Origin of the sequence: Tumebacillus sp. BK434 (assembly GCF_004340785.1) — a bacterium.
GTDB lineage: Bacteria > Bacillota > Bacilli > Tumebacillales > Tumebacillaceae > Tumebacillus_A.
In genome coordinates this window covers 1-2,912 of the sequence record NZ_SLXS01000027.1, presented here as the reverse complement: position 1 = coordinate 2,912, position 2,912 = coordinate 1, and the positions used below count along the sequence as shown (strand labels likewise).

Here is a 2,912-nt window from a genome sequence, read left to right as displayed (position 1 = left end):
CCATCCCGAACACAGAAGTTAAGCTCCACAGAGCCGATGGTACTTGGACCGCAGGGTCCTGGGAGAGTAGGACGTCGCTAGGCAATAGAGAAAGACCCGATCTTACGCAGATCGGGTCTTTTTTCACATGGCAAGCACATAGAAACGGTGCCGCGTTCGCAGCGGAGCGGAGAACCACCGAAGCGATAGCGGAGGTCTGGTACTTGGACCGCAGGGTCCTAGGAGAGTAGGACGTCGCTAGGCAAAGAGAAAGACCCGATCTTACGCAGATCGGGTCTTTTTTATTTGGCGAGTTCATAAATGGCTTGGGCGTACAAGGCCATCGCTTTGATCAAGGAGTCGACGGTGGCGTATTCGTCCGTTTGGTGGGCGGTCATGGTTTCGCCGGGGAAGACGGCGCCGAAAGCGACTCCGTACTTTAGAGAACGGGCGTAGGTGGCACCGCCGGATGAGAGCAAGGTTGGCTCCTGACCCGTTTGATCGCGGTAGACGCGCTGCAGGGTCTGAATCGCGGGGTGGTCTTGGGGGACGTAGTGCGATTTGGAGGTGCGTACGTCGGCGAGGTGCAGGTCAAGCATCTGAAGTTTTTCACGGAGCCGTTGCACGCGCTCTTCGGGAGAGATCGTAGCCGGATAGCGGATGTTGAGTTTGATGACTCCGCCGCTGTCTTGGTCGTAGGAAAGGACGCCGGGATTGACAGTCAGGTTACCAGTCACCTCATCGGCGCATGCCACGCCGAGCCGGTCGCCGTGGTGGTCTTCATGAAGTGTGTTGGCGAGGAAGTGAAGAAACTTTATTGCCGTGCCGGTGAAGGGGAGTTCGTGCAGGAACGAAGCGAGCCATGTACCTGCATTTCGTCCGGTCTGGGGATTCATGCCGTGGGCGGATTGGCCGTTTACGATCAAGGTGAAAGTAGTGCCTGTGCTGATGTCGATGCCGCGCAGATCGTATTTTTTCAAAAAGCTTGTGAACTGAGCGGAAAGATCAAGCTTGGTCTCAATCACGGCAACCGCACTGTCCGGCACCATGTTGACGCGCTCGCCTGCCGTGAAGGATCGCAGGAGCAAGGGAGCATCTTGATCCTGCTCAGGGGGAAGCGTGATCGTTGGATTGATCTGCCCCTTTTCCGCATGGATGATTGGGAAGTCGGCGTCCGGGGAAAAGCCGATTTCCGGGAAGGTGGCCAGCTCGCCATAGCGCTTCATACACAGCCACCCGCTTTCTTCATCGGTGCCAATGATGTAACGGATCTGTTTGGTGAGCGGGAGGCCTGTATCGCGGACGATTTTTAAAGCGTAGTAAGCGGCGAGCGCCGGACCTTTGTCGTCGATAGCGCCGCGGGCATAAATGCGGCCATTGCGGATGTCCGGCTGAAAGGGTGGGGTGGTCCATTCGGCGGGGTCGCCGGCGGGAACAACGTCCACATGGGCGAGAATGCCTACCTGTTCGTCAGCCTGACCGTAGTCGATGGTGCCGGCATAACCTTCGTAATTGCGGGTGTGGAAGCCATCTTGGGTTGCCTGATGCAATAGAAAATCCAGAGCTTGTGCCACACCGGCTCCGAATGGCTGTACTTCCGTTGCGGTGGTCATCTCTTCGACGGAGTTGATGGAGAGAAATTGAATCAGTTCTTTGAGGAATTGTTCGCGGTGTTGCTCTGCGAGTTGGAACCAGTTCATGGGGCATCCTCCCTTGATGTGGTGTTGCGTTCTATTTTACATGAATATTTACACAAATTGTGGAGCTGGGTATACTTTGGGTATCTGAATCGGAGAGGAATGGGAGCTGTGAATCCATTTGTTTTTGCTTGTATCACGCCGCATGGGTCGGAGATTCTTGAGGAGTTGTCACAGCAGAATCCTGATCTGATGAGCGTGACCCGGGGAAGCATGGAACAATTGGGCCGCTATATGGAAGAGGCCCGACCGGAGACGATCATTGTGTTGACGCCGCACGGGGTGCGGATTGACGGGCAGTTTTGCGTGGCCGACTGTGAGCGGATGTATGGGGAAGTGGAGGATAACGGCGGCAAGGTGACGATGGAACGAGCTGTCGATCGGGAGTTGGCAAAGGCGATTGTGCAGGAGGCAAAGCAGATGCGGCTGCCGATTGGCGCTGTAAATTTTGCGACGGCTTCCGGTCCGTATTCGTGCCTGCCGATGGATTGGGGGGTACTTGTGCCTTTGTGGTTTATGCCGAACGTGCCGGTGGTGGTGATCACGCCGACGCGGACGGTTGGATTCGCAGAGCATGTGAAGCTTGGGGAGGCGGTCGCGCGGGCGGTGGCCGCTTCGGGCAAGCGAGTGGGGCTGATCGCGAGCTGCGACTGGTCGCATGCGCATGATGAGCACGGGCCATATGGGTTCGACCCGGCTGCAGCCCAGTTGGATGCGGAAGTGGTGGAGCTGTTAAAGCTAAACCAGATTGAGCGCATGGCCGAGTTTGAACCGGAGTTCATTGAAGCAGCAAAACCGGACGGGATCTGGCAGGCGCTGGTGCTGGCTGGCGGCATTGAGCAGGCGGATCGCGACGTGGAGTTCTTAAGCTATGAGGTGCCGACGTATTTTGGTTTGATGTGTGCAGCGTATCATCGTAAGTAAGTGGGAGGAAGAGCCTCGCTGGGCGAGGCTTTTCCTATTGAGGGCAGGGTTTGTTTTGGTTTGTTCCGAGCTGGAGATTGAGCGTTCGAATGGGGCATGATAAGATAGTCCATGTCGCCGCGAGAGATGCGGGGATGAAAAAAGAAAACTTACCAGTTGACTTTCGAGTCTCTGATGTGATAAGTTTATATGCGTCGCCTTGAGCGACATAAGGTGGTAGCCCAGCGAAGAACGCGACGTCCTGTCGCAACGCTGGACAATGAACATCCTGTTCTTGATCCTTGAAAACTAAACGAGTGTTACAGAGATGAG

2 protein-coding genes and 1 rRNA gene are annotated in these 2,912 nt (G+C 55.8%); 2 read left to right on the top strand and 1 reads right to left on the bottom strand.

Translation table 11 applies throughout. The annotated features are described in order from the left end of the window. A 5S ribosomal RNA gene (gene rrf, locus EV586_RS20670) occupies positions 1-83 on the top strand; the annotation flags it as partial. A 198-nt stretch (positions 84-281) separates the two neighbouring features. Here rrf and pepV read toward each other — a convergent pair. Beyond that, positions 282-1,679, bottom strand: coding sequence for a dipeptidase PepV (pepV, locus tag EV586_RS20665; protein ID WP_132946923.1), 1,398 nt, complete (start codon positions 1,677-1,679; stop codon positions 282-284). 108 nt (positions 1,680-1,787) lie between these two features. Here pepV and EV586_RS20660 point away from each other — a divergent pair, with 108 nt between their 5' ends. Then, positions 1,788-2,600 carry a class III extradiol dioxygenase subunit B-like domain-containing protein gene (locus EV586_RS20660; RefSeq protein ID WP_243653109.1) on the top strand — a complete coding sequence of 271 codons (813 nt, stop codon included), beginning with the start codon at positions 1,788-1,790 and terminating at the stop codon, positions 2,598-2,600. Positions 2,601-2,912 lie beyond the last annotated feature (312 nt).

Coding starts and splice junctions, on each gene's coding strand:
- pepV (WP_132946923.1), bottom strand. CDS start 1,679: ATGAACTGGTTCCAACTCGCAGAGCAACACCGCGAACAATTCCTCAAA.